18 protein-coding genes are annotated in these 24783 nt (G+C 59.3%); 9 read left to right on the forward strand and 9 right to left on the reverse strand.

All coding sequences use genetic code 11. From position 1 onward, the window contains the following. Positions 1-52: 52 nt before the first annotated feature. A complete protein-coding gene (locus AAFN47_RS17080; protein WP_499810455.1) occupies positions 53-1072 on the reverse strand; it encodes an endo-1,4-beta-xylanase in 1020 nt (339 codons plus the stop codon). Positions 1073-1184: 112 nt separating this feature from the next. Here AAFN47_RS17080 and AAFN47_RS17085 point away from each other — a divergent pair, with 112 nt between their 5' ends. After that, positions 1185-2462: a lipopolysaccharide biosynthesis protein gene (locus AAFN47_RS17085; protein WP_499810456.1), complete on the forward strand. Its 1278-nt coding sequence runs from the start codon at positions 1185-1187 to the stop codon at positions 2460-2462. Between the two features lie 4 nt (positions 2463-2466). Here AAFN47_RS17085 and AAFN47_RS17090 read toward each other — a convergent pair whose 3' ends face one another. From AAFN47_RS17090 to AAFN47_RS17100, 3 genes are all read right to left on the reverse strand, one after another. Next, the gene (locus AAFN47_RS17090) at positions 2467-3360 is read right to left on the reverse strand and encodes a DUF6492 family protein (RefSeq protein WP_499810457.1); all 894 of its coding nucleotides are present in this window, start codon (positions 3358-3360) and stop codon (positions 2467-2469) included. 21 nt (positions 3361-3381) lie between these two features. Then, the gene (locus tag AAFN47_RS17095) at positions 3382-4188 is read right to left on the reverse strand and encodes a WecB/TagA/CpsF family glycosyltransferase (RefSeq protein ID WP_499810458.1); all 807 of its coding nucleotides are present in this window, start codon (positions 4186-4188) and stop codon (positions 3382-3384) included. Between the two features lie 175 nt (positions 4189-4363). Further along, positions 4364-5542 carry a glycosyltransferase family 4 protein gene (locus AAFN47_RS17100; RefSeq protein WP_499810459.1) on the reverse strand — a complete coding sequence of 393 codons (1179 nt, stop codon included), beginning with the start codon at positions 5540-5542 and terminating at the stop codon, positions 4364-4366. Positions 5543-5641: 99 nt separating this feature from the next. Here AAFN47_RS17100 and AAFN47_RS17105 point away from each other — a divergent pair, with 99 nt between their 5' ends. The 3 genes from AAFN47_RS17105 to asnB all read left to right on the forward strand — a co-directional run bounded on the left by AAFN47_RS17105 (position 5642) and on the right by asnB (position 9718). Beyond that, the gene (locus AAFN47_RS17105; protein ID WP_499810460.1) at positions 5642-6652 is read left to right on the forward strand and encodes a glycosyltransferase family 2 protein; all 1011 of its coding nucleotides are present in this window, start codon (positions 5642-5644) and stop codon (positions 6650-6652) included. A 77-nt stretch (positions 6653-6729) separates the two neighbouring features. Then, positions 6730-7788 (forward strand): sugar-transfer associated ATP-grasp domain-containing protein, encoded by a 1059-nt coding sequence (locus tag AAFN47_RS17110; protein WP_499810461.1) that lies wholly within the window; start codon positions 6730-6732, stop codon positions 7786-7788. A 58-nt stretch (positions 7789-7846) separates the two neighbouring features. After that, on the forward strand, positions 7847-9718 hold the full coding sequence (asnB, locus tag AAFN47_RS17115; protein WP_499810462.1) for an asparagine synthase (glutamine-hydrolyzing): 1872 nt from the start codon (positions 7847-7849) through the stop codon (positions 9716-9718). A 23-nt stretch (positions 9719-9741) separates the two neighbouring features. Here asnB and eutB read toward each other — a convergent pair whose 3' ends face one another. After that, a complete protein-coding gene (eutB, locus tag AAFN47_RS17120; protein ID WP_499810463.1) occupies positions 9742-10746 on the reverse strand; it encodes a hydroxyectoine utilization dehydratase EutB in 1005 nt (334 codons plus the stop codon). A gap of 27 nt (positions 10747-10773) precedes the next feature. After that, positions 10774-12252 (reverse strand): NAD-dependent succinate-semialdehyde dehydrogenase, encoded by a 1479-nt coding sequence (locus tag AAFN47_RS17125; protein ID WP_499810464.1) that lies wholly within the window; start codon positions 12250-12252, stop codon positions 10774-10776. A gap of 216 nt (positions 12253-12468) precedes the next feature. Between AAFN47_RS17125 and AAFN47_RS17130 the strand changes: the two genes are divergently transcribed. Then, positions 12469-13167, forward strand: coding sequence for a Crp/Fnr family transcriptional regulator (locus tag AAFN47_RS17130; protein WP_499810465.1), 699 nt, complete (start codon positions 12469-12471; stop codon positions 13165-13167). A 278-nt stretch (positions 13168-13445) separates the two neighbouring features. Here AAFN47_RS17130 and AAFN47_RS17135 read toward each other — a convergent pair whose 3' ends face one another. Further along, positions 13446-14558, reverse strand: coding sequence for a YcaO-like family protein (locus AAFN47_RS17135; protein WP_499810466.1), 1113 nt, complete (start codon positions 14556-14558; stop codon positions 13446-13448). Positions 14559-14749: 191 nt separating this feature from the next. On the opposite strand from AAFN47_RS17135, the gene AAFN47_RS17140 reads away from it, so the two are divergent. Then, positions 14750-17230 carry an adenylate/guanylate cyclase domain-containing protein gene (locus AAFN47_RS17140; RefSeq protein ID WP_499810467.1) on the forward strand — a complete coding sequence of 827 codons (2481 nt, stop codon included), beginning with the start codon at positions 14750-14752 and terminating at the stop codon, positions 17228-17230. A 24-nt stretch (positions 17231-17254) separates the two neighbouring features. On the opposite strand, the gene AAFN47_RS17145 is transcribed toward AAFN47_RS17140, so the two are convergent. Next, positions 17255-17743, reverse strand: a complete 489-nt coding sequence (locus AAFN47_RS17145) for a hypothetical protein (RefSeq protein WP_499810468.1) — start codon at positions 17741-17743, stop codon at positions 17255-17257. Positions 17744-17761: 18 nt separating this feature from the next. After that, a complete protein-coding gene (locus tag AAFN47_RS17150; RefSeq protein WP_499810469.1) occupies positions 17762-19435 on the reverse strand; it encodes a peroxidase family protein in 1674 nt (557 codons plus the stop codon). Positions 19436-19710: 275 nt separating this feature from the next. On the opposite strand from AAFN47_RS17150, the gene cydD reads away from it, so the two are divergent. The 3 genes from cydD to AAFN47_RS17165 all read left to right on the forward strand — a co-directional run bounded on the left by cydD (position 19711) and on the right by AAFN47_RS17165 (position 24780). Continuing rightward, the gene (gene cydD, locus AAFN47_RS17155) at positions 19711-21408 is read left to right on the forward strand and encodes a thiol reductant ABC exporter subunit CydD (protein WP_499810470.1); all 1698 of its coding nucleotides are present in this window, start codon (positions 19711-19713) and stop codon (positions 21406-21408) included. Continuing rightward, a complete protein-coding gene (gene cydC, locus AAFN47_RS17160) occupies positions 21405-23078 on the forward strand; it encodes a thiol reductant ABC exporter subunit CydC (protein WP_499810471.1) in 1674 nt (557 codons plus the stop codon). The genes cydD and cydC overlap by 4 nt, the downstream gene beginning before the upstream one ends. 91 nt (positions 23079-23169) lie before the next feature. Then, positions 23170-24780 (forward strand): cytochrome ubiquinol oxidase subunit I, encoded by a 1611-nt coding sequence (locus AAFN47_RS17165; protein WP_499810557.1) that lies wholly within the window; start codon positions 23170-23172, stop codon positions 24778-24780. Positions 24781-24783: the final 3 nt, after the last annotated feature.

A 24783-nucleotide genomic window follows, 5' to 3' on the forward strand; every position in this document is an offset into this window, starting at 1 on the left:
ATGGCTAACATACTCTAAAAAAACCTGGAAAAAAATTGGTTAACGGCCGCATTCATGCATCGACATATTTCATAATGACGTCGAACATCGGCTTGGGCTTGAGATTTTCATCGAAGGGCAAAGGGCGGTTCCTGGCGCCACGGCGATGCGGCATGGCGTCGGATATCCAGGAATAGCGGTCGCTCAGGCCCCAGGTGGCGACCGAAAGCGGAGGCGCGGCGGAAAACGCGGCGTCGAGGAAATCATTGACATGGCTGGCCGCGCGTTCGTCACGCAACTCGATATCGACCGGCAGCTTCCAGTCGATCACGTCGATTTCGGTGATGCAGTAATCGACGCCGAGCGCGGCGAGGTCAGTAATAAATCGCCCCAGCCCCTCAAAGTCGATCGGAACTTCCGGATAGAGGTGCCCCTGAATTCCAACGGCGTCGATCTTCAAATTCCGGTCCTGAAGTCGCCGCACCAGATCGAGAATCGCCTTCCGACGCGCATCATATCGGGCGCCTTTGAACTCGAGATCGTAGTCGTTGATGTTGAGTTTGGCGTCCGGCGCAGCCTTCGCGGCCTCGGCAAAGGCGATATCGACATGCTCGGCGCCGAGCAGTCGCATCCACACGGTGTCGCGCCACATGCCGCTTTCCAGCGGATCATGCGCGATCACTTCGTTCGCGACATCCCAGGCTGGCACACGGCCGGAATAATACGAACCGACGGTCTGAATGTGATCGATGAGCGCTGCTTCAGCCTCCTTGCGGGTCGACAGGCGTTCGACCCAGGGCGGCAATCCGTTCCACCAAACGAATGTGTGACCGTAAGACCCACGCTCGATCGATTCCGAGAAATTCAGTATTCCGTCAGCTTCAAGAAAGGTGAAATCACCCTTGTTCCACTGCAACGCGTCCCATTTCAGGGAATTCATCGGAACAATGATATCGCAATGCTGAACAAAGAGGGCCGTATAGTCGGAGTCTTCGACAAAAGGGAGATACTCAAGCGCCGCGCCAAACGGCACTTTGCGTTTCCTTCCGGCGCCGGCGCGCGCCGCGCCGGCCAACGGGGTCGAAGCAACCATCGCCGCTGCTCCGGCGCCGGCCGCCGCCTTCAGGACAGAACGACGTGTTAACAAATTATCTCTATTGTAGTTCATTGGCGCAGCACGGCTATTCAATACGACCGGTGACGACTTGACCAGCAACTGGCCCAGCAACTGGATCGACTTTCTAAAGCGACATATAGGTATTGTTCGCGGCTATTTCTGGGCGCTCGGCGGTTCAGCGGGCCGGCTTGTCATTTCGCTCGCCTATTTCGTCACCATCGCCAATACGCTGTCGATTGCGGAATTCGGACTTTTCGCCACCGCTTCGGCGACCGGCATCGTTCTGTCGCGGATCGCCGCTTTCGGCTTTACCTCGCCGCTCTACCGGGTCGCCACGGTGAAACCGCGCATGATCGGGACCTATACGGCCGGCATTCTCGCAGCGCTCGCCCTGTCGATCCCTGCGATCGTGCTGGCGGCCATCGTCATGTACGTGTTGATCTTTCGCGGCGACATGGCGCTGCTACCCTTCGCCCTCATCATTATCGCAGAAGTCTTTTTCTGGCGCACCGTCGAAATCGTCATGATCGTGTGCAACGGCATGAGACGTTTCGGCCACGCCGCCATTCTCGTCATCCTCGGCTCGGCGCTCAGGGCTTCGTCCGCGATCCTGTTTTCCTTTGGCGGCGTGACGACGCTGGCCGTATGGGCGTGGTACTATCTCGCCGCAAACGGTCTGGTCATGCTGATCGCAATCGTGTTTTTCTATCCGAAGCAGCGATTGCGATGGCAGCCCGCGCTCTATCTGCGCCGCTGGCGCGATTCGCTGGCGGTCGCCAGCGCGGAAATCCTTTTCTACCTTCAATCGGAGCTCGACAAGCTGCTCGTGCTGTCGCTGACCGACCCGACTATCGCCGGCCTCTACGCAATCATCATGCGCCTGGTCGATCTGACCGCCCTGCCGATACGGTCCTTCAACATGATGCTGGTGCAGGCGGTGATGCGATCGCGGGAAGCTCTTGGATCGCTACGCCTGCGCGCCGGTATAGAACTCGCCGTCGCTGCGATCTCGACGGCGGCGCTCATCTTCTTCGTCGTCTTTCTGCACTTCTTTCCGAACGCGCTCGGCAGCAACGTCGCGGTCGCGGCTCCGCTGCTCGTCCTGGTGATTGCGGTTCCGGCTCTACGCAACCTGATCGAATATCAATCCGAGCTCCTCTACGCGACGGGGCACACTTTCCTGCGCACATCCAACATGGCGGTTATCGGGATCGTGAAGGGCGGGTTGCTGGCGCTGATCCTGACGCTCTACAAGGATGTGGCGCATTGGGCGTCCTTGCTGAACGCGGTTTTCGCGGTCCTCTATGTCGTGTCCTTTGCGCTCACCTATCCGGCGTTGCGCAAGAACACCGCCCGCGCAATCTGACCAATCAGATCGCCAACGATTTTCGAATTTCCTCGATATCGTGCCCGATGAAAGACTGGATGCCGACGCCCACCTGACCGGGCTCGAGCGCGGCGGCGAAATTCGAAAGATCCATCGGCTTCTCGCCGTTTTCGCCGGCGTTCCACATCACGTGACACAGCGGTCTCGGATCGGGATTGTGGCCGGCGCCGGCAAGCACGTCATCCACGTAGCGGCCGTATATGGTGCACTCGGAAATCAGCCTCTTGCGCGCGATTGCGCGAGCCCAGTGCACGCCGTTGACCTTTTCGACATGATCGAGTAGGCCCAACAGGGTGTCGCGTCGCCAGCCAATCAGCGTATTGATGTAGTCGTGGAAGGGCGGGACCTCGCGAGCCTTGTCCAGATGCAAGACCCTGCCCGCCTGAAGCGACCAGTCGACATGCTCGTGCATACTCGCGTCGATCGCGTAGTCGCGCCGGTAGAAGCGCATACTGTCGCCCGCCCAAAGCAGGACCGGATCGAATTTGCGGACCAGCACCACATCGGAATCGGCGGAAAACAGGAGATCCTCGTCAATCATCCGCCCAATGCCGAACCGTCGCAATTGCTGTATGTGCCAGCCGCGAAGCGGCATCGTGAACGGGCTAAGCCAGACGCGCTTGTGGCGCCGTGAAACCGGATCGTTGAACGGCCTTATCCAGCGCGGCAGGATATCGCGCTCGTTTATGATCTCGCGGTGCGGCGATTCCAGCGACCGGAACATTTCGACATCCGCGCTCTCGACGAGAATGTAGTGACGCCACTTGCCCAGCAGATTGGCGTCGAGACTTTCGCAAAGCAGCCTGCACCGCTCCAGATCGTTCGAATAGGACGCCGTGATGACGGCTGTACGCTTTTCCGGATTCTTGGCGCTCATGGACCTTGGGAGGGTTGCACTTCAGGGCTGATCGGGCGCAGCCGGACCGGCGGGGTCTGGCCTGGTTGCAAACTTGTAACGCAAAACATGATAAATGAACAACGGATTGCCCAGCAGATAGCGACGCCACAGGCGTGAGGGTTCCTTCGCCAGCCGATAAATCCATTCGCAGCGCAGGCGGCGCATCCAGAACGGCGCGCGCGGCACCGCGTTCGCCATGAAATCGAACAATGCGCCCACGCCCATAACGAGCCGACCATGCTTCGGCTTGATATTGCGGTCGATCCACAATTCCTGCGCGGGACTGCCAAGCGCGACAAGCACGAAATCCGGGTCTGTCTTCTCCAGTTGCTCAAGGACGTCCGCCGATTGCGCCTTGTCGAAATAGCCATCCGAAACCGCGATGAATTCATGCCAGGGCGCATGCGCTGAAAAGGCCACGCAGGCTTCTTTCAACACTTCGGGCCGCGCGCCTATCAGCGCAACGCGCAGGGGTTTCTCGACATAGGTAAGAAACGCCGGAACAAGGTCTGTTCCGTTGAGATTGCCCGGGAAGGACCGGCGATGCAGGACGAAGGCCCCGATGTCGACGCCAATTCCGTCGGCGAGGACAACGGCTTTGCCCAGCGCGCTGCGATAGTCGACATTGGCGGTGGCGATATTGGAATTATTGGCGTTCAGAAACTCCACGATCGTCTGTCCGCCGCCACGGGCCGCGCCTTCGAGGAAACGCAAGGCTGCTTCCCAGTCGAGGGGGGAAACCCCGACGCCATTGATGTCGATCGTATCCGGCGCGACGTTCGCCATAGCGCCGATCTCCTGAACCACCTGTCGCCTCCAGTTCCAATCCGGAACATTGCCGCTCACAATATCGTCTGCAGCGCCGCCTGGCGAATGACAAACATGCAACATTTGTCATTTATGCAGTTTTACAGGATATTTGGTAGAAATAACAAAAAACTCAAAAAGAGGTAGGAAAAATTGCCTGACACTATGTAATTATTCACTCTTTACTGTCGAGCCGCTTCAGTCCAACCTCGATTGCTTCACCCAGACGCCGACGCTGTTCGGCGTGAAACTTCCGGCCGTCCAGGGTGGCGAACCCGCCCTTTCGGGCAACCTCCACCTGCTCGGCAAGCGCCTGCGCGAATTCATCGGCAGCATCAACCGCGACGACGTTGGGAGGCGTATCGGCTATCCCCCGCAAGGCGGACGATGTCGCGACGGCAGGCAGACCCATCTCGAAGGTTTCGATCGTCTTGAGCTGGACGCCGGTCCCCGCCCTGCTTGCCAGCGCGATAACCCCGCAGGAACGAACGAAATCGCGCGCGTCCGGAACCCGCCCCGGCAGTCGAAGTCCGGGATGCTTAGCGACCGGCGTCGGCTGCCCGATCTGGCCGGCTATCGCGATCGTCATTGTTTGGGGCAGTTTCGGCGTCACTTCATCGAGAAACCAGTCCAGGCCGATACGGTTCGATTGCCAGCTCCAGCTTCCGATCATGCCGACATCATATTCGACCGTGCGATCGACGTCGGGCGCTTCAGGCGGATCGAAACGGGTCACCAGCGGCAGGAATGCGGATCGACCGGCATCAGCAGCGAGCAGCGAATGCCGGTCTTCTTCCGACAACGTCCAAACGAACCGCGCCTGTCTGCATAGCCTGTCCTCAAGGCGCTTCAGGATCGACGACTCTCTTCTATAGAGCTGTCTTTCCATCCTGGTCGCCGCATGCGCGGAATTCTGGAAGGCGGAAAGCCACTCGACATTGTGGGCGATGAAGATCGATTTGTAGCGGCCGAATATGTCGGGATAGGCCGCCGGCAACTGGACGGAATTCAAAATGAGGCCATCGACGGGTCCTGCGGCCGCGAGGGCTTCCTCGATTTTTCTGGGTCCACACGCAAGCATCTTGGCCGACGAAACGGTCGTGTTGTTCGCCACCGCCTGAAGCAGCCAGCGCGCTTTCTGCGCAGCGCCCGCGCGCGCATTGGTGATGTCCTGCTCTCCGAGTATGATCGCATCGTCGCGATAGGCGATCTCGGTTCCCGGAGAACTGTAACCGATCAGCTTGAGATCGACGCTCTTTTCCCTTATCGCGTCGACGACCACCCGGTTCGCCAGGTCGAAGCCGGTGACGGGATCCTGAACGGGCAGGAGCGATGTTACGAAAGCCAGTTTCATCTTTCGTATACTTTATGGAAAAAGGGTTTAACACAACCTTGGATGAACGAAGTATAACACAGATGATGAACAAGAGCTTTATGGCGCGATTGCGGGGCGATGAGCGAAGATCCGACACATAAGGGCGCCGACCGTCCAAAGGTCTCCATCGGCTATGAGACGCCCGATCTGGCGCACGACCAGGTTCGTTTTGCGGTCACGCTGCCGACTTTCAGACGCCCCGAACATCTTCACAAGACGCTGGTCTCGCTACAATATCAGAAATTTCCACACGCATTCGCGATCGTCGTCATGGAGAATGACACCGATGGCATGCAGGGCGCCGACGTCGCGCAACGCTTCTTCGAAGAGCGCAAAATTCCAGGCCTCGTTGTTCTGGCCCATGAGCGCGGCAATTGCCACGCCTACAACGCCGGCTGGAGCACTGTCCTCGACGCCTTTTTCAGCCTTCAGGCGATCGCCGTGATCGACGATGACGAACTCGCAGGTCCTGACTGGCTCGCATCGATGGAAAGAACCATGAGTGAGACGGGCGCTGATATTGTCGGCGGGCCGCAACGGCCAGTGTTTTCCGACAGAAATCTCGACCGCTGGAAGGCTCATCCGGTTTTCAAACCCGCCTATGAAACAACCGGAGCGGTGCCGATCCTGTATTCGTCGGGCAATGTGATGATCGCGCGCAAGGTGCTCGACGCAATGCCGCGACCGTTTCTTGATCCACTTTTCAATTTCATCGGTGGAGGCGACGCTGATTTCTACAGCCGGTGCCGCGCGTCGGGATTTCGTTTTGCGTGGTGCGAAGACGCGCCAGTGTTCGAAACGGTTCCGGATAATCGCACCGAACCGGCCTGGCTTGGAAAGCGCAGCCGTCGCGAAGGCGCCATCTCGGCGATGCTTGAAACGCGCCGGAACCCCGGCGTCGCCGGGCGCGTAACAAGTTTTCTGAAATCTGTCGCCCTCCTCGGCGCCTCGCCCTTTCGAATGGCGCGCCTGTGGCGTAAAACCGGTTCGGCGACGATGGGAATGCACCATCTCAATGTCGCTTTTGGTCGTTTCATTGCGCTGTTCGGAAGTATTAACGAACAATACCGCACCCAGGACGGCGGTTGATACCTTTTCAATCCACTTTGACTGCTTGCAACAAGAACCGGTGACTTGTCAGATTACTTGAATGATGCAATGTCCGGATGATGTGGCTTGAGCGATACAAATATTACAGCGACATCGTAAAGCAGTCCTTTGGCGAGCCGACGCATTTCAAATGGAAGCTGAGATCGCTTGTCACCGGCCATTCCGCCACGCGCCTGTCCTTGCTTCCCGAGCCGTTGCTGAAATCAGGAAAATATGTGCGGGAGGCCCGCTACAAGCGTAAGCTGGTCCAGCGGAACAAACAGCTTCATCAAGCGCTGTTTCACAAACTTTCTCACAAACTCTGGCTCGACCGCGTCATGCCGGAGGTCTCGCCGCCGGTTTACTACTATGTGGCGGGCTCGATAATCGTTCCGCTTGAAAGCGGAACCGCGACGGCGTGTTCGCAGGATTATCTGGAACTGGTGAAGAAACACGGGACACTGTTCATCAAACCGGGAAACCTGATCAGCGGCGCCGGCGCCTTTCTGCTGGAATGGCGTGACGACACGCTGTTCATCGATGGAATAAAATCCAATAGCGAGGAATTGAAGAAACTGAGCGACGGCATCGGAACGGGCTACGTTATTTCAGAGAAAATTGCGCAGGGAGACTGGAGCGCGCAGTTTTTCTCCGAAACCCTCAACACGATCCGCATCACCACCGGCACTTCCGCTCACGGGCATGAAGTCTGTTTCATTGCCGCAACGTTCAAGATTGGCGCGTCAGAAACCATCCCGACCGACAATTTCAAAGGCGGCCGAGGCGGCTGGGCCTGCGGCGTTGATCTTGAAACCGGCGAGCTCGGCCGCCTCGTGCATTACGACGACGCTGTCGGCGCCCGGGTGGAATCGGATCAGCATCCGGAGTCCGGCGCGCGCGTCACTGGCAAGACCATCCCTGACTGGCCTTTGGTGAAGGAGGCCGTTTCCCGACTTGCCAGCCTTTTGCCCCATCCAGGGATTGTTGGATGGGACATAGCGCTCACCCGGAACGGACCGATGGTCGTCGAACTCAACACCTCCCCGCATATCGACATTCATCAGGCCACAACGCCCATCGCCGACACCGAAGAAAAACGCGCATTCCTGCGCGAATTCGGCGTCCCTCTCGATTAAGACCGATGCTCTTCGCCCAGAACAAAGCGAGGCGCCACGCCACCAGGAGACGTCGTCCATGTGCGGGATAGCGGGGATATGGAATTTTTCGGGACTATCCGACGACACGGACATGTCCGATGTCCGCAGAATGACAGCCGTAACCGCCCATCGCGGACCCGATGGCCAGGGCTATCGTGCGGTCGACAGTCTTGCGCTCGGTCATTGCCGACTTTCCATCATCGACCTGACGGATCGGGGCAGTCAGCCCATGCAGTCCAGCGACGGCCACGGGCTGCTCTCCTATAACGGCGAAGTCTATAATTTCCGCGAATTGCGAAAGGAACTCACAGAACAAGGCGCCGCCTTCTCCGGTGACAGCGACACGGAAGTCGTTCTCAACGCACTGCGAATCTGGGGCGTCGAGCGCGCCGTCTCCCGTTTCAACGGTATGTTCGCCTTCGCTTACTACGACATGCAGGAAAAGGTCCTGTGGTTGGCGCGGGACCGGATTGGCGTCAAATCTCTCTCCATCGCCGAATATGAGAATCGCCTGATTTTCTGTTCCGAGGACAAGGGCATTCTGGCGCTCGATTCCTTTCCGACCCAAATTTCCGCTCGAGAGATCACGTTGCGGCTGGCGGCTCAGGCGTCGGACAGTGGTTCAAGTCTGTTCCGGCGGATCAGACGCCTGCCGCCGGGCGGATGCTGGAAGATTTCAGCGAAGGGTGTTGAGGAAAGCCGGTTCTGGGACGCGCTGGAGTCGGTCGATCCCGATCGACTGGAAGCGGGAAGCCGGACAAAGGATGGTCTCGCCCAGCAACTGGAGTCTTTACTCAATAGCAGCGTCGCGATGCATTGCATTTCCGACGCTCCCTTGGCGACCGCCTGCAGCGGCGGCATTGATTCCGGTCTCATGACGGCGATGTCGAAATCGGCTCTGCAGGACTATCACGGCTATGTCATGAATCCGGACATCGGCGTCAACGAAGTCGAGGCAGCGCAACGCACGGGTCGCAAATGTGGCGTCGACATAAGGCGGGTCGCCGAGAATCGGGACAAATATCTGCGCAACCTGCCGAAATCGATCTATCACGTTGAGAACGACACGCATTTCGTGAGCACGCCTTCACTTCTCGCCATGACCGACCAGTGCCGCGCCGACGGAGTGAAGGTGCTGTTGACCGGGGAAGGAGCGGACGAACTTTTCGGAGGTTACAACTGGCACCACAACAGCGCTCGCCTCTGGCGGAAACTGGATCCGCCGCGATCACTGCTCCTGAGAAATTCGCAACGAAAAAAGCTGCTGTTGCAATTGCGTCAGTCGCCCTTCACCACGTCGCTCCGCATGGGAATTCAGGAATCCAGAAATTCGGTTATTTCGGCGCTTTCGCCACAGCGTTTCATATTGCAGGAGAAAATTCTGGAGCGGCTTGCTCCGGTCAGGAATCATCAGGCAAGGGTTTTTGCGGCAAGAGGTCTTTTCGATATCTACAGTCACCTCCAGAGCCTCCTGCACCGGCACGACCGGATAAGCATGGCGTCGTCTGTCGAACTGCGTGTGCCCTTCATCGAAAACGACATCATCGATTTCGCCCTGCACCTGCATCCGGATTTCAAATACAGAGAGCGGACGCCGAAATGGCTGCTGAGAACCGTCGCCCGCAATTACCTTCCGGAAGAAAACATCCGGGCGCCGAAAATCGGTTTTGCGATCACGACGAGCTATACGCGCGGATGCGAAGCGATACTTTCAAACGGTCTCCTGCGGGATGTCATGCGATGGTCGAGCACGGAAGCGGACCATGTGACGCACATGGCCAGCCAGGACGTGAATTCACATATCCGCCTGATCGGCATGGAAATTCTTGTTCGTCTCTACTGCGCGGGTGAAACCGCCGACGCCATTGGCGAAAAGCTGATCTGTATGCAGCGCGATTCCAGGCAATAGTCCGTTGCGTGTGCGTCGGGGTCCTACCGATAGGCCATCCCGGCAATCCGGTAGTCGCCAAGTACGATATCCTGGCCAGTGATGATTTTCGTGAACACGGACATATCCAGATTGCGGCCGGTTACGATGGTGGCGACAGGTCCTTTGGGCTTCGGCAAACGACCGGCCTGCATCGCCGCAATCCCGACAACGCAAGCGCCTTCCGCGACAATCCTGTCCTCGTAATAGAGCGTCTGCATGGCGTGATAGATCTCCTCCTCGGTGACCAGCACAACATCGTCGAGGTAATCCCGGCAAAGAGGAAAGGAAAGCCGGTTTTCGAGCCCGACGCCGCCGCCAAGAGAATCGGCGAGGCTGGGCTTTTCCTCTACTTCGACCGGATGTCCGGCTTGAATGGACTGGTACATCGCCGCGCCGCGATCCATCGACACCCCGATGACGACAACGCGCGGATTGATCGACTTGGCGGCAAGCGCAACGCCGCCCGCGAGGCCGCCGCCTGACAGTGGCGCGAGGATCATTTCCGTATCGGGGCGTTTCTCGAGAATTTCCAGACCGATCGTGCCCTGCCCGGCGATCACGAATGGATCGTCGAAGGGGGATACTTCGACAAGCCCCTCCTCCGCGACGAGCCGTTGGCTTTCCGCCAGCGCTTCGTCCTGGCTCTGCCCGACGATGCGCACCTCCGCTCCCAGCGCGCGGACGCCCTCGACCTTGGCCTGCGGCACGAGTTCGGACATGCAGATCACTGCGCGCAGGCCGCGCAAGCCGGCGGCGTAGGCGACGCCTCTTCCGTGATTTCCGGTCGAACAGCAGGTCACGCCTTTCACGCCTTCCGGCAGGTTCATCACCGCGTTAAGCGCGCCGCGCAACTTGAAGGCGCCGATCGGCTGCATATTCTCTAGTTTTAGAAGGAATTCCTGCCCGGCGACCGTTCGCATATGGGGCGAGGGAACCAGCGGCGTGGCGTCCGCCATACCTGCTATCGTCTTGCGGGCGGCCAATATGTCGGCGAGCGATAGATCCATGAAACACCGTTATTTTTGAAGTCAGGCTCAGGCCCAGTCGCGGCAAACATATTTGACTTCGGCGAATTCTTCCATGCCCAGGCGCGCGCCTTCTCTCCCGAGCCCCGACTGTTTGACGCCGCCAAACGGGATCGGCGCGCCCGTAACCTTGGTGCGGTTTACGGCCACCATGCCGAATTGCAGCGCACGGCTCACCCGGTAGATCCGGCGGGGATCGTTCGAATGCAGATAGGCGACGAGACCGTATTCCGTGTCGTTGGCGCGGCGGATTGCCTCCTCCTCCGTATCGAAGGCGCAGATCGCCGCGACTGGCCCGAAGGTTTCCTCTTTCATGATCAATGCGTCGGCCGATACGTCGGCGAGAACCGTCGGTTCGTAGAACAGGGGCCCGCAGTCGTGGCGGCGTCCGCCACATTTGAGCCTGGCGCCTTTCTCAAGCGCATTCGCCACATGCTCTTCCTGCTTGGCAACGGCCTTCTCGTTCATCAGCGGGCCAATATCGGGATCGTCGAAACCGCATCCGACGGTCAGTTGCTCCGTCGCTTGGGTAAAGAGCCTAACAAATTCCTCGTATACAGGGCGCTCGACCATAATTCTGTTGGCTCCCAGGCAATCCTGACCGGACGTCGCGAACTTGGCCTTGATCGTTTCGGCGACGGCGCTGTCCAGATCGGCGTCCGAAAACACGATGACCGGCGCGTGACCGCCGAGTTCCATCACAAGTTTCTTTATGGTGTCCGAAGACTGACGATAGAGAAGCCGACCAATCTCCGTGGAGCCGGTGAAAGACAGGACGCGCACACGGGGGTCGCGCGTCCACGGCTCCACAATGGCGGCGGCGTCGCCCGTCACGACGTTGAAAACGCCCGCAGGCATGCCCGCGCGAGCGCCGAGTTCGGCCAGCGCAAGGGCTGAAAGCGGCGTCTCCATTGAAGGATGGGCGATGACCGTGCAACCCACGGCGAGGGCGGCGGCTGCCTTGCGCGTCAACATGGCGCAGGGAAAATTCCAGGGCGTGATGAGGGCGGCGACGCCTGCCGGTTCAAGCCAGACCTCGACTTCCGCGTCGCGCAAATGAGATGTCACGCCTTCGATATTGGGTCTTTTGGATTCTTCTGCGTAGAACTCGACGAAAGAGGCTGCATAGTCGATCTCTCCACGAGCCTCGGAAATCGGCTTACCCTGCTCCATGACCATGATGCGGGCAAGATCTTCCCGGTTTTCGGTAATCAGATCGAACCAGTTGCGTAAGATCTGCGAGCGATCCTGCGGCAGCAGAGCCGACCAAGCGGGAAAGGCGCTCTCGGCGTGATCAACGGCCGTAGCAGCCTCTGCAGACGACAGACTCGCGACCGAGGCTATCACGGACCGATTGGCGGGGTTGAAGATCGATGCTGTTTCGCCGCGCGCCGATCCTGTCCAACGACCGCCAATATAGGAACAATCCCTGACCAGATTTCGATCGGACACCATGTCGAAGTTCAATTGCGTGGTTTTGCCCATCATGTCGTCTCCTTTCGAAAGCCGAAACGAGCATAGGGGCGGATTCCCAGAATTTGAGGCTTTTTTGCCGCTATGGGCCAGACGAAACGACTGGAGGTCGACCCCGGGCGAGAGGAATAATCCTGCCGAGACAGACATTGCGGCACTCATGGCATGACAAAGCCAGTACGGCTCTGCTACGATAGCCGGCAGATTAAAGGCGAATTTTCGAAATTTATCATGAACGATCGAGCGCAAGCTGAAAACCTGCTGCATCTCGTTGGCCTGTTGTCGGATCTCGACACCGGACAACTCAACGAGATCGGGCGGCAATGCGTCTGGCAGCGTTATCAAAAGGGCGTGGAGATCATCAGCGAAAGCGAGGGTTCTACCGACATCTTCTTCATCGTCGAGGGCAGCGTCGTCGCCAAGAGCTATTCCGAAGACGGCAAGGAAGTGACTTACACCGAGCTTTCGCGCGGCGATGTTTTCGGCGAATTTTCGGCGATCGACCAGAAACCGCGATCCGCTGCGATCGAGACCCTGGAGGAAAGCCTTGTCGGGCAGATGACATCGGAGAAGTTTCGTCAACTCGTCATGACGATGCCGGGCATCGGGCTCCGGCTTGCGGAGCTTCTGGTGCGCAAGAACCGCTTCCTGACCCACCGGATCTTCGAGTTCAGCACGCTCGCCGTGCGCCAAAGGGTCTGCGCGGAATTGCTGCGACGCGCGGTCGAGGCCGGAGAGGTGGAGCCACCGGTCGTCATTTCCCCTGCGCCGACGCATTATCAACTTGCGACGATGCTTGGCACCCATCGCGAAGCAGTCAGCCGCGAGCTTTCAGCGCTTTCAGCCCTCGGCATCGTCGAGGTCGGCCGCAGGAAAATCACCGTGATCGACATACCGAGACTAAGGCAGATCACCAAGGTGTCCGTCTAGCGCCAAGCGTCCGCCAAAGCGTGGATAAGGTTGCTGCTTTTTCACTGCATTTGTGTTATACTATTGCTATTCGGACTTGAAGGCCTGCGACCCCGATATTGCAGCGACGAAAAAGCCAGATTCCCGAAACGAAGCCAGATTCCCGAAACGAAGCCAGATTCCCGAAACGAAGCCAGATTCCCGAAACGAAGCCAGATTCCCGAAACGAAGCCAGATTCCCGAAACGAAATCTAAGCTATTGAAAAATATATATAATTTTAAAAATTATCAGAATACGATTACACCATCAAGGGAATTCGGTTAGGCGGCCGCCGATTTTCATCCGGATCTGGCTTCACGCCCAGATCTCTTTCATCCGCGGCGCAGAGACGCTGATAGTTCCAGCGCGGCTTGTCCCTGCAGAGATCCGGCGCAATGGCGCGGAACACCGGAACGCCGAATTCGGCGCGGGTAAAATCCATGAACAGGATCTCCAGACCGAGCGCTTCGAACCTGTCAAAACAGGCCTGCAACCGGTCGCCGGCATTGTCTTGTGGCAAAGACACCGCCGTTGCCGCGACTGGCGGCGGCGACAGCATCGCAAGATGCGTTGTCGCCTTTTCGAGCCATTCGGCAAGCAGCCGGTCGCCTGCATCAGCGCGCTGGGTGAGCGCGATTTCCCCCTGCAACATTTCGACAAGGGCGTGAACGGCTGCGGCGGCGTGGTCGAAACGGGCTGAAAATCCCATGGCGACATCGCCGCCATTCTCAGTCCAGGACACTGCGGCGACAACCGGGATGTCAAAATCCGTGGTAATATCGAAGAGCCGAGTACTCCTATCCCGACGCTCCAGGAAATCACACAGCCCCGGTTCGTGCGCGATGATGTCAAATCCGAATTGCGCGCGCTGGCGAGCCCCGTGCCACCACCGACCGATGGCGTCGCGTTCGACAAGCTCCAGAACAGCGCCCAGTCTGGCCGATTCCGCGTCAATGCCCGCGGCACAGCCGCAGGTGTCTGCGATCAGAATGGCTTGGCCGTCGACCTTTGCGCTTTTTCCAATCAGCGCCGCTTCGGCTGGTATTAGGCGCACGGCGCCTGAGGGGTCCTCCGCCTGCATCCAGTCGATGATTTCCGCGTCTGAAACGCTGCGCCCGCGCCAGTCCAGTCCGCCATAGGCGCTGTTCCAGTCATGTCTTTCAGCACGCTGCATGGAGGTCAGACCCGCCAATCGACTTGGTTCCACGGCAATATCGCGGACAGTCTCCAAAGGCGCCTGAAGCAGGGTTTCGTCGCCCCAAGCGCACAGGCTGGCGAGCTCGACGGCTTCACCGAGGCCGCTTTCTCGACAACTTGCCTTGGTAAGACCGCGGCCGCCGGCTGCGCGCCCCGACTCAACACGCGCAGCCATGGGAAAGCCCGGCCACCGCGCAAACGTTTCGCTTCCCGGCACGCAAAACTCGAAATACGCCGGCCAATCTTCAGGCGTCGCGTCAATGTGCAAGAAATACTGCTGCAAGTTGTCCAATGTACTATTCATGTAACATTGCAAAAACTGATAGAGTAACTATCAATTGCGCACATTGACGCGCAGGGGAACCGATGTCGAGCACCAATGCGGGGAATACCGGACAGACCGGGACACCCAAAACCTCATTGAAAGCCGTGCTGTTTCTGGACCTAGCCAGCTCCAGCCGCTTTATGAGTGAACGGGAAGACGAGACAATCGCCTTCCTGTCGCGTTGCTTTGACCACTTCACCAGAACATGCTCCGACTTTCGCGGACAACTCGTCAAGACAACCGGTGACGGCGCAATGCTTCTGTTCGAGAGCGCGACAGACGCAATCGAGTTCGCCATGGCGATGCATGAGGCGGTCGCAGACCTGCGCGAAGGCTTCCCGAGTACGGCCAGGTTCCGGGCGGGAATTCATATCGGGGAAGTGATGTTTCGTGGCGGCGACGCCTACGGCCACGCCGTCAACGTGGCGGCGCGGCTGGAAGGTCTTGCCGGGAGCGGCGGCACCTGCGTCTCGCAGGAAGTCTACATGCTGGTTCAGCGAACATCGCGATTCGGCTTCGAGGCGATCGGCGGTCGCCGCATGAAAAACATACCGGAGCACATGCGGGTCTATCAGGTCCTGAAGGAGATGGACGCCGCGGACAATCGCGAAATCGGCCAACTCTCAGTGCGCACGATCGGCGGACTGTCGGTGTCCCGCGACGAGCAATCGCTTCCGGTCGGCACACGGGGATCGACCAAAGGACTTCTCGCCTATCTTGTCGTGTCTCCGAATGGCGTGGAGACGGTTGGCCGGCTGAATGCGCTTTTGTGGCCGGATCGCCCCTTCGTCGAGGCGAAGAAATCGATGAACCGGCTGGTGTCGTCAATACGGAGACAGTCTGGACTGCCGGTCGAGTGGGCCGAGGGTTCGGTCGTGCTCAATCACAGCCGGCTCGAGATCGATCTGGAGAGAATGGAAAACGACTTGCGCCAGGGGTACGTCGATCCTGTGCTGAACCGCGACGGCGAATGGCCGGACCGTATTCTGGCCGGGCTGGAGGATGTCGGTCCGCTTTTCAACTCCTGGCTCGCGGTGGCCCGCAGCGAATGGCGCAACCGGATCGCCACCGCGCTCGAACTCTGTCTCGACATGTTCGAAATCGGCGATGACGGCGCCCGCGACGCGGCCATGGCGCTCGTGCGGATCGAGCCCGGCCATGAACGGGCCGCGCGCATGCTGATCCGGTATTATCACGCCGTCGACAATCCCGGCGCGGCGCGGCGCGTCTACACCCAGCTCGAAAACTATCTGACCCGATATTTCGGCATTTCGCCAAAACCGGAAACGGTCGCCGCTCTGCGTGGAGATAACACCGCGGCAGCGCCCGTGCGAACGCGCGCGTCGACCGCGCCATTGCGAATCCAGGTGACGGAATTCGAAGCGCTGACCGATGAAGACCGGGAGATTGCGAATGCTTTTCGCAAGGAGTTGCTCGCCAGCCTGTCCTGTTTTCGCGGCTGGTCCGCCGTCGAAGGAGAGCAGGCGCCGTCGCTCTCGGCAGGCGTTTCAGACTACAAGCTCAGCGCAACGCTAACGTCGGCTGTCGGCAGACCCGAAATTGTCCTGACGCTTGGAGAGGCGCACAGCGGCGGGCTTGTCTGGTCTGATCGTCTCGTGCTCGAGCCGGAAAACCTTCAGGCCGTCAAGCAGCGCGCGATCGGCCGCATCGCCGCCACCCTTGAGGTTTATATTTCGACGGACAGGCTCGCGCGCACAACGGAGCCGGAGATGGACGCATGCGTCGATCAATGGCTGCAGGGTGAAAAGATCCTGACGCGCTGGACGCCCCAGAGCCATGACGAGGCCGCCTCGATATTCACGCGTATTATCGACCACTCTCCCAGTTTCGCGCCCGCCTACGCCAGCCTTGCGAGCCTGAAGAACGTCAGACACATCGTGCGTCCCGGTCTCGCCCGCGATTCGGAAGATCTCCGGCAGGCTTACCGGCTCGCGCAAATGGCTGTGGAGCTCGATCCACTCGACGCGCGCAACCAGTTGGCTGTGGCGTGGTCGTCCTCGCTTGACGACAAGTTCGAAAACGCTTCGATCCATATGGAGCTTGCCGCCAAACTCAACCCGCACAGCCCACGCACGCTCATCTCATGCGCGATGGGCTTCGCCTTCTTCGGCGATCATGATCGCGCGATGGAATTGCTGGCGCACAGCATCGAATACGCGCCGATACTGCTCGACTACCAATGGAGTTATGCGGCAAGCGTCTATTTTCTGGCAGGTGAGCACGAAAAGGCGATCGAAGCCGCCATCCGCTCGAGCGATCGAATCATCGACAATCCGGGCTGGCACGCGGCCGCTCTCGCCGCCGTCGGCCGCAGAGAAGAAGCCGCGACCGAATTCAAGCGCCTGTGCAGCGATGTCAGCGCCATCTGGGCGGGCGCGACAGCGCCCACCCGGACCGAGATCGCCAGATGGTTTAGCGAAGCCTATCCGATCCGCGAAGAGAAGGATCGCGCGCGCCTGCTTTCACTGATGGAGCAAACCGCTCTGGAACAAGAGCCTTAAGCTCTTCACAGGCGCCCGGTTAGACTACAGGCATCTCTGAAAGGTCACTGTTCCCTTCAGATAATCCTCTTCACGACCGGGAACTTCCGCCACGTCTCCGACGATCGTCGCCAGATATCCGAAGGCGTCCGCCTGGTTGGAGCGCCGTGGCGCCAGAACCGTCATGAAATGGACGTCCGCCACCCTTTCGTCGCGCTTGATCTCCAGCACGAGATGACCGTCGGGCTGGCCCGTATCAACATGCGACAGGTCGAACACATTCCTTCTTTTGGCGGAATGACTGATGCGCCTCTGCTTCATCTTGCCTGTTTCGTTCTGGAACTCATACAGGGCTTCATAACCTGTGTTTGAATCGCTGATGATGGCATGCAGCGTTCCAAGAACCGCATCCCAGTAATTGTTGGTGCTTTGCATCCTGGTTTCGACCTGGGTTCCGGCAAAGATCATGCCTTCCCGCCTTTGCTGGTCGACCGACAGAGATGCGTCCTTTTTGTAGACAACAACTGATCCCATGATATTCCCCTTTGGTTGCTAGTTCAGGTTTTCAATATTGCGAAAGATATCGTACAGAGTAAAAGCATTTTCCCTTGCTGCGACGAGCTTCGGATGCGGTGAAAAGCGAACGCGCTGTGCATCGTCGATAATGCTGTCGGGTGACGCCTGAATGGCGGCGTGCACCGTTTCCATGACGATGCGGGACGCAAGCGGACCGAGCCGGGTCGCCCCGTCGCGGGCGTCGCGGCCGAGCCTCTGGGCCTCTGCAAGCGTATAGAACCAAAGCGGGGTGGCCTTCGCCAAGCGATGGTCGTCTCGCGAAAGGACGTCTCCCAAAGCAGCGCTAAATGCATTGTCCAACAGATCGGTAATACCCTTGACGCGCTTGCGCTGCGCTCCGCCGGACAACGGATGTCCCGCCAGTTCGGTATTGACGCATTCGACCAAATCCTGCGCCGGCGACAGGCCAACAGATCGCCCGCGTTTCAAGGTCAGTTCCGAGAGCGGCACGGTGTTCGATGTCTGGCCGCGCGGCATTTCGTATACCCAGCGGCTGTCGAGGTCCTGAAACAGAACCGGAAGCTTCGTGTCGATAGCCTCGGCGTATTCAGGTTCTCGCGATCCGTCGAGGTCAAGAAGATAGGACCAGTCGACGACCCAGCGGTCCTGCAGGAATGGTCTGTCGCGGTCGATGACTCTGCCGAGATGCGTATGAGCCAGGACCTGGCGAGTCGGTTCACGGGACAGGATTCCGTTCAGGAAGTAACGTTCCCTGACCATGCTGTGGCCGAAACGAAAGCATCCAATCGAGAATTCTACCGGTATTCTGAACGGAAACGGGGGCGCCTCGGCAAACAGGAATCCCCGTCCATGGGTCATGACTTCATCATAAACGTCGCGATCGATGATGCGCTCGAGATAATCGTGCAGGATGACCGACTGCATATGCCGGCGCGTCACCCTCTTTGCTGCGGCCTCGTCTTTTTCGATGCTACAAATTCGGTGATGGAACCTGATAATTGACGCGACGAGTTGGGAAACGATGACATTATTGTCGTTCCTCTCGTCCGGCAAAAGCGGAACACCCTCGGCGTCCCTGGGAATGTCGGCGAAGCGACCGGCGCTGGTGGCGCCAAGGCCGAGACCGCCGCGACACTGATACGCCTTGCCGTTCTCGGGATAGCCGCCTGGCCGCGTATCGAAAATGCTGTCCAGATCGAACGCATGCGTTCGGTAATTCACCGGATTGAGCGGGTCGCTGTCAAAACTCGTATAGGCCAGGTCATGCGCAAGGAACTGGCCCAGATAGGTATAGGCCGCAGGTATCGTCGAATGCTCGACCGAGCGTTTCTCCGAACGCATGGCGGCGGCAAGCGCAGACAGAGCGTCCTCATCCGGAAGCAGATGATCGTCGAGAGCCGGGAGCAGCCTGTGAAAGAAACCGCAGCCGGATAGTTTACTTTCATGATCCGCAAGGAACGTTCTGACATCCGTGCGAAAATCGGCGGACACGCCGTTTTCTGCGTCATGGCGAAGGGTGAGACTCACACGCCGGTCACCGTCGCCGGAGAAGGCGTCTGAAACAACCGGATCGTTGATCCCGGTCAGGTCGAACTCGAGCGTTTTAGGATCGGAGTTCGAAGCGCTTCTGACGCCGACCGATTGCCGGGCGACGAAACGCGCATCTGCTCCGTGACATGCCGCCTTCAAGTCGTCCCCCAGACTGGATGCTGTTGCCTTGTTCGTTTCCATGAATGGTAGAAGAAATGCATCGGCTTCCGCAATAGATGAAGTAGAGATGGGTTAATGTTCGTTCCAGCTTGCGATCAACATGCTATAGCGCTGCGCGCAAAGAGTATTGGAGCGACCGGGTCAGATCGTCGCCTCGCCATCGACCGGAATACATGTAATAAGATCGCCGAACCGACCGTCGAACACCGGCGCCTCGATGCAAGAGCAGCCAAACAACAGCTTCACCGATCCCGATGAGCGATACCGTCCCTGACGCGAACAAGCTGGCTGCGCGCCGGCTCGAACAAATGCTTCAACCCGAGCGAGGCCGCCTTCGCCTGGCTTCATGGCTGAGCGTTGCAGCTTCGCTGCTGTGGATTCCGCAAGCCGCCTGCGTGGCGCAACTGATAGCAGCGCTCGTCGATGGTTCGCCGGCCTTGCTCGGTCCATGGAGCGCCAGCCTGCTGTTCCTTGCGCTCGGGCTTGCCAAAGCCGGACTTGCGCATGTGTCAGGTGGACTAGCCTTCACCGCGTCGCAGGCGGCCATAAGCCGCGAGCGAGGAAAAATTCTCGCTGCGCAAAGCCGTCTGTCGCCGCTTGCCGACGGCCAGCGTTCCTCCGCCGAAATCGCAGCGCTTGCAGCGGACAAACTCGAGTTCGTCGCGCCTTACATCTTGCGCTACGCGCCGGCCATGGCCCGTACTAGAGTCGTCCCTCTCGTGATCCTCGCTATCGCAATGGTTTTCTCCTGGACCATGGCCTTCATTCTTCTGATCGCCGGACCGCTCATACCTATCTTCATGATTCTGGTCGGAATGGCCGCCCAATCGGCAAGCGAAAGACAAATGCAGGAAATCGGGGGCATGAACGCTCTCTTGGCTGAGCGGATACGAGCGCTCACGGATCTGCGGCTGCTCGACGCGGTGGATCGCACCATCGCCGATTTTTCAACGGCTGCGGACCGTCTGCGCCGGCAGACCATGGAGGTCCTGCGCATCGCCTTCCTGTCATCGACCGTTCTGGAGTTGTTTGCAGCGCTCGGCGTCGCGATGACGGCTGTCTATGTGGGCTTTGCGCTGCTCGGTGAGCTGCGTTTCGGCGCCTGGGCGACGCCCCTGACTGTCGCCGAAGGCGTCTTTCTGCTGTTGTTGGCGCCTGACTTCTTTCAGCCGATGCGTGAGCTCGCCGCCGCCTGGCACGACCGGGCTGCGGCCCAGGCTGTCGCCGGCGAATTGGCCGATCTCGAAGCGGCGCCCAAAATCGAAATTCCAGGAGGCGGCTTCGCCGGTCGCATGCTCACCGGCCCCGCAAGCGTGGAGACGCGCGCACTCTCCTGGACGACGCCTGCCGGCCGCCTGATACGATTTCCCGACCTTTCCATCGAGGCCGGCGAACGGATCGCCATCACCGGTCGCAGCGGAAGCGGAAAATCAACCTTGCTTGCATTGCTGGCGGGACTTGCCCCCTGCCCTGACGGCGACATTCGCCTCGCCGGGGAATTGCTGGACCACCGCACCGCCGACGCCTGGCGCACCAGGCTCGGCTGGATCGGGCAGGCCCCGCATTTTTTCAACGGCAGCCTGCGGGCCAACTTGATCATCTCCGGGAACACGCGCGACGACGACAGACTTGAGAACGCGCTTGCGCTCGCTTCCGCCGATCAGATCGTTCAGACATTGCCGGGTGGGCTCGACACCAGGCTCGGCGAAACGGGACACGGCGTCTCCGGGGGCGAGGCGCGGCGTCTGATGATCGCGCGCGCGCTATATTCCGACGCCGATATCTTTCTCGCAGATGAGCCGACTTCCGATCTCGATAACAAAACGGCGTCAGCCGTCATTGACGGACTGCTGGCGCTGTCGGCGCGCGGCGCCACGCTGATCGTCGCAACGCACGATCTGCAACTCGCGCGCCGCCTGGACCGGATCATCGATCTGGAGACCGCCGGATGAGATCGCTGCTGCCGATTATCCGCCGCATCTGGACGAACGACTGGTGGTCGTTTCTACGCGGCGCGGCGCTGTCTGTAACAGTGCTGGTCGCAGGCATCGCGCTGCTTGGGCTTTCAGGATGGTTCATCGCAGCCGCAGGCGTCGCTGGTCTTGCCGGCGCCGGCGTCGTTTTCGACGTGTTTCGACCGAGCGCAGGCGTACGCTTTCTGGCGCTGGGCCGAACTGCGGCGCGCTACGGCGAACGTATTCTGACCCATGACGCAACTTTGCGCAGCCTGGCGCGATTGCGCGTCGATCTGCTGAGCGCGCTGTCGACGGTCCCGTTTCCGCGTTTGCCGGCCCTGCGCGCATCGGAGCAACTCAGCCGTCTGACGCGCGATGTGGACGCATTGGACGGCGTTGCGCTGCGCCTGGTTATACCGCTTGTCGCTGCAGCCGCGACCCTGATGATTTCTGCCGTTGCATTGTGGATTCTGGTCGATTCGGCGCTTGTCGTCTGGCTGTTGGCGAGCACGATCGCCGGCATTCTGCCCGCGCTCGGCCTTGTAGCCGTGCGGTCCCGCAAACCGTCACGCTTGTCGCAACTGGCGCTGAACGCCTTTCGCATGCGGTTCATGGATTTGATCCAGGCCCGGGCGGAACTGACGATTTTCGGGAAGCTCGACCAGCGCGCGGAGCACGTCATGGACGCCGAGCAGCGGATGCGCAGGGAAGTGGCACATAACGATCGCATCGAACGCGCCGGCGGCTTTCTGATTTCATCGGCGGAAAGTCTCACGGCCGCCGGCGCCTTGCTGATAGGCGGCCTGCTCGCCCGGACAGGCGTCATCGATCCGGCGGTAGCCGCTCTCGGCTTCTTCGCAACGCTGGCCATTGCCGAAGCCTTGACGCCGCTCAGGCGCGGCCTCGCGGAAATAGGCCGAATGACGGACGCTGCAAGGCGGGTCAATCGCCTGCTCGAAGCAGGAAAGCCACAAACGGCGTCCGCTCGCACCCACACTCAGTTGAAGTCGAATGCGCCACTGCTGCAGTTCAAAGACGCCTGCTATTCCTACAGGGAGGAAGGTCCCTTACTGATCGCAGATTTCAATCTCCAAGTCGCAAGCGGCGAAACGGTTGCGCTGACAGGCGCCAGCGGCAGCGGTAAATCGACAATTTTGCAGCTTGCCGCCTCCATGAGGCAGCCCACCCAGGGGACAGTTGCAATACTGGGTAAGGATCTGCTCGATTGGGAGGCATCGCGGCTGCGTGAAACCGTTTCGCTGTTGCCTCAGAGAAGCGCGCTTTTGAGCGGCGCCATCAGAGACGGACTGGCGGTGGCAAGGCCCGGGCTGAATGATGAAGACGCCTGGGCTGTGCTCTCGGCGGTGGCGCTCGACGACGTAATCGAAGCGCGCGGGGGACTCGACAGCCGGCTTGGAGAATCAGGAACAGGGCTTTCCGGCGGTGAAAGCCGGCGTCTGGCGCTGGCCCGGGTCCTGCTCCGGCGGCCGGCGCTGCTGCTTCTGGACGAGCCAACGGAAGGCCTGGACCGCGACACTGCGACGCGGGCGCTCTCCGGGATCAGAAAATATCTCCCGGAATCAGGGATCCTGCTTGCTTCACACAGAGAGGCGGAACTGGTTTTCTCCAACCGGCAGCAAGATGTCGCACTCCCCTGCGAGAATTGATATGTATCAATACAAACAGGCACGGAAGTTGTAATACCCACGACGCCGGGACATGCGCATTGACGGCGTGTCCAAACCGAAAGGACTTGTGATGGAACTCGATGTCGTCGAGCTGTCTCGTTTGCAGTTTGCAATGACAGCAATGTACCATTTCCTTTTCGTTCCATTGACGCTCGGTCTGTCTATCATCATCGCCATCATGGAAACGGTCTATGTGATGACCGACCGACCCATCTGGCGGCAGATGACGAAATTCTGGGGTCTGCTTTTCGGGATCAATTTCGCGCTCGGCGTCGCGACCGGCATCACCATGGAATTTCAGTTCGGAATGAACTGGAGCTACTACAGCCATTATGTCGGCGACATCTTCGGCGCGCCGCTGGCCATAGAAGGCCTCATGGCATTCTTTCTTGAAGCGACATTCGTCGGGCTGTTCTTCTTCGGCTGGGACAAGCTGTCGAAGGTTGCGCATCTGGTCGTGGCGTGGCTCGTCGCCATAGGTTCTAACTTCTCCGCGCTGTGGATCCTGATCGCCAATGGCTGGATGCAGAATCCCGTCGGCGCCGAGTTCAACCCCATGTCCATGCGAATGGAGATGACGAGTTTCTTCGACGTGCTATTCAATGAGGTTGCACAGGCAAAGTTCGTGCACACGGTTTCGGCGGGATACGTTACGGCCTCCGTTTTCGTGCTCGGCGTCTCAGCCTGGTATCTGCTGAAAAACCGCCATATCGAACTTGCGCGGCGTTCAATCGCCGTTGCGGCGAGTTTCGGTCTTGCGTCGGCGCTTTCGGTCGTCGTCCTCGGAGACGAATCCGGCTATACCGCGACCCATTCGCAAAAGATGAAGCTCGCGGCCATTGAAGCGATGTGGGACACCGAGCCCGCTCCGGCTTCGTTTACGCTGTTCGGCATTCCCGACCAGGAGGATCACGAGACAAAATACGCGATCCACGTCCCCTACATGATGGGTTTGATCGGCACACGATCGCTCGACACTGTTATTCCCGGCATCAACGATCTCGTTGCGACGGCGGAGACGCGCATTCGCTCGGGCATCATCGCCTATGACGCGCTTCTGACCATACGCTCCGAGCGCGGCGCAGAGCCACAGGAAATACGCGATACATTCGAACAGCATAGCGCCGATCTCGGCTTCGCCTTCTTGTTGAGGCGATATGTCGACGATCCGCGCCAGGCGACAGACGAACAGATCGTCATGGCGGCAGGCGACACGGTGCCAAAAGTCTGGCCGCTGTTTTGGGCCTTCCGCGTCATGGTCGGTCTCGGCTTCGCATTCATCGCAGTCATGGCCTACTTTTTCTATCTGGCCAATTTCCGCGGGATGCAGTTTCCGCGGCCGGCGCTGTGGCTTGCCGTGATCATCATACCAACGCCATGGATCGCCGCAGAAATGGGCTGGTTCGTGGCGGAGTATGGACGACAGCCATGGACGGTTGACAGCGTCCTGCCGACCGCCCTGTCGGTTTCGCACCTAAGCGTCGGCGACCTTCTGATCACGCTTGCCGGTTTCGTTACCTTCTATTCGATCCTGTTCATCATCGAGATGGGACTGATGATCAAATACATCAGAAAGGGTCCCCATGTAGACGTCGAGGCGACCGACGAATGGATGGACAGGCACAGGAAGCGCTTGCGTAAATCTGACGACGCCGTCCCAGGCGCGGTTCCGGCGGAGTAACGA

The sequence above is a fragment of the Hoeflea sp. CAU 1731 genome, from assembly GCF_039888615.1.
GTDB lineage: Bacteria > Pseudomonadota > Alphaproteobacteria > Rhizobiales > Rhizobiaceae > Flavimaribacter.

Coding starts and splice junctions, on each gene's coding strand:
- AAFN47_RS17080 (WP_499810455.1), bottom strand. CDS start 1,072: ATGGTTGCTTCGACCCCGTTGGCCGGCGCGGCGCGCGCCGGCGCCGGA.
- AAFN47_RS17090 (WP_499810457.1), bottom strand. CDS start 3,360: ATGAGCGCCAAGAATCCGGAAAAGCGTACAGCCGTCATCACGGCGTCC.
- AAFN47_RS17100 (WP_499810459.1), bottom strand. CDS start 5,542: ATGAAACTGGCTTTCGTAACATCGCTCCTGCCCGTTCAGGATCCCGTC.
- AAFN47_RS17105 (WP_499810460.1), top strand. CDS start 5,642: ATGAGCGAAGATCCGACACATAAGGGCGCCGACCGTCCAAAGGTCTCC.
- AAFN47_RS17110 (WP_499810461.1), top strand. CDS start 6,730: ATGATGTGGCTTGAGCGATACAAATATTACAGCGACATCGTAAAGCAG.
- asnB (WP_499810462.1), top strand. CDS start 7,847: ATGTGCGGGATAGCGGGGATATGGAATTTTTCGGGACTATCCGACGAC.
- eutB (WP_499810463.1), bottom strand. CDS start 10,746: ATGGATCTATCGCTCGCCGACATATTGGCCGCCCGCAAGACGATAGCA.
- AAFN47_RS17125 (WP_499810464.1), bottom strand. CDS start 12,252: ATGATGGGCAAAACCACGCAATTGAACTTCGACATGGTGTCCGATCGA.
- AAFN47_RS17130 (WP_499810465.1), top strand. CDS start 12,469: ATGAACGATCGAGCGCAAGCTGAAAACCTGCTGCATCTCGTTGGCCTG.
- AAFN47_RS17135 (WP_499810466.1), bottom strand. CDS start 14,558: ATGGCTGCGCGTGTTGAGTCGGGGCGCGCAGCCGGCGGCCGCGGTCTT.
- AAFN47_RS17140 (WP_499810467.1), top strand. CDS start 14,750: ATGTCGAGCACCAATGCGGGGAATACCGGACAGACCGGGACACCCAAA.
- AAFN47_RS17145 (WP_499810468.1), bottom strand. CDS start 17,743: ATGGGATCAGTTGTTGTCTACAAAAAGGACGCATCTCTGTCGGTCGAC.
- cydD (WP_499810470.1), top strand. CDS start 19,711: ATGAGCGATACCGTCCCTGACGCGAACAAGCTGGCTGCGCGCCGGCTC.
- cydC (WP_499810471.1), top strand. CDS start 21,405: ATGAGATCGCTGCTGCCGATTATCCGCCGCATCTGGACGAACGACTGG.
- AAFN47_RS17165 (WP_499810557.1), top strand. CDS start 23,170: ATGGAACTCGATGTCGTCGAGCTGTCTCGTTTGCAGTTTGCAATGACA.